This window comes from Nocardioides flavescens, assembly GCF_009823805.1.
Classification (GTDB): domain Bacteria; phylum Actinomycetota; class Actinomycetes; order Propionibacteriales; family Nocardioidaceae; genus Nocardioides; species Nocardioides flavescens.
In genome coordinates this window covers 1-1945 of the sequence record NZ_WUEK01000023.1, presented here as the reverse complement: position 1 = coordinate 1945, position 1945 = coordinate 1, and the positions used below count along the sequence as shown (strand labels likewise).

At 55.3% G+C, this 1945-nt stretch carries 1 rRNA gene; it reads left to right on the top strand.

Annotated features, from left to right (window positions below):
- Positions 1 to 1945 (top strand): 23S ribosomal RNA (locus GRQ65_RS21995); the annotation flags it as partial.

The window sequence follows — 1945 nt, the reverse complement described above, 5'->3', positions numbered from 1 at the left end:
AGTGACAACCAGGAGGTTGGCTTGGAAGCAGCCACCCTTGAAAGAGTGCGTAATAGCTCACTGGTCAAGTGATTCCGCGCCGACAATGTAGCGGGGCTCAAGTCATCCGCCGAAGCTATGGCATTCACAGAATATTCTAGCGTTTACGTTCAGGACTGTGGATGGGTAGGGGAGCGTCGTGTCGCGAGTGAAGCCTCGGAGTGATCCAGGGGTGGACGCGACACGAGTGAGAATGCAGGCATGAGTAGCGAATGAGGAGTGAGAAACTCCTCCGCCGAATGATCAAGGGTTCCAGGGTCAAGCTAATCTGCCCTGGGTAAGTCGGGACCTAAGGCGAGGCCGACAGGCGTAGTCGATGGACAACGGGTTGATATTCCCGTACCGGCAAAGTAGCGCCCATGACGAACCTGGTGATGCTAACTGTCCGAATTCACTTCATCTGATCCCTTCGGGGTGAGGAGTGGTGAGCTAGCGCAGGACCCGATCCAGTAGTAGTCAAGCGATGGGGTGACGCAGGAAGGTAGCCCAACCACAGCGATGGTTGTCTGTGGCCAAGAGTGTAGGGAGTCATCTAGGCAAATCCGGGTGACATGTTCTTGAGACTCGATGGGGAGCCCGTATGGGCGAAGTGGGTGATCCTATGCTGTCGAGAAAAACCTCTAGCGAGCTATGCGCCGCCCGTACCCCAAACCGACTCAGGTGATCAGGTAGAGAATACCAAGGCGATCGAGTGAACCATGGTTAAGGAACTCGGCAAAATGCCCCCGTAACTTCGGGAGAAGGGGGGCCGGATCCGTCAATGCCCTAGCGGCAGGCAGCGGTGATGGCCGCAGAGACCAGGCCCAAGCGACTGTTTACTAAAAACACAGGTCCGTGCGAAGTTGTAAGACGATGTATACGGACTGACTCCTGCCCGGTGCTGGAAGGTTAAGGGGACGGGTCAGCACGTAAGTGCGAAGCCCAGAACTTAAGCCCCAGTAAACGGCGGTGGTAACTATAACCATCCTAAGGTAGCGAAATTCCTTGTCGGGTAAGTTCCGACCTGCACGAATGGAGTAACGACTTGGGCGCTGTCTCAACCGTGGACTCGGCGAAATTGCACTACGAGTAAAGATGCTCGTTACGCGCGGCAGGACGGAAAGACCCCGGGACCTTTACTATAGTTTGGTATTGGTGTTTGGTTCGGCTTGTGTAGGATAGGTGGGAGACTGTGAAGCATCAACGCCAGTTGGTGTGGAGTCGACGTTGAAATACCACTCTGGTCGTACTAGATGTCTAACCTAGGTCCGTGATCCGGATCAGGGACAGTGCCTGATGGGTAGTTTAACTGGGGCGGTTGCCTCCTAAAATGTAACGGAGGCGCTCAAAGGTTCCCTCAGCCTGGTTGGCAATCAGGTGTTGAGTGTAAGTGCACAAGGGAGCTTGACTGTGAGACAGACATGTCGAGCAGGGACGAAAGTCGGAACTAGTGATCCGGCCACGGCATGTGGAAGCGTGGTCGCTCAACGGATAAAAGGTACCCCGGGGATAACAGGCTGATCTTCCCCAAGAGTCCATATCGACGGGATGGTTTGGCACCTCGATGTCGGCTCGTCGCATCCTGGGGCTGGAGTAGGTCCCAAGGGTTGGGCTGTTCGCCCATTAAAGCGGCACGCGAGCTGGGTTTAGAACGTCGTGAGACAGTTCGGTCCCTATCCGCCGCGCGCGCAGGAAACTTGAGAAAGGCTGTCCCTAGTACGAGAGGACCGGGATGGACGAACCTCTGGTGTGCCAGTTGTTCTGCCAAGAGCACGGCTGGTTGGCTACGTTCGGAAGTGATAACCGCTGAATGCATCTAAGCGGGAAGCACGTTTCAAGATGAGGTTTCCCACTACACAAGTAGGTAAGGTCCCCAGCAGAACACTGGGTTGATAGGCCAGAGGTGTACAGCAGTGATGCCTAGCCG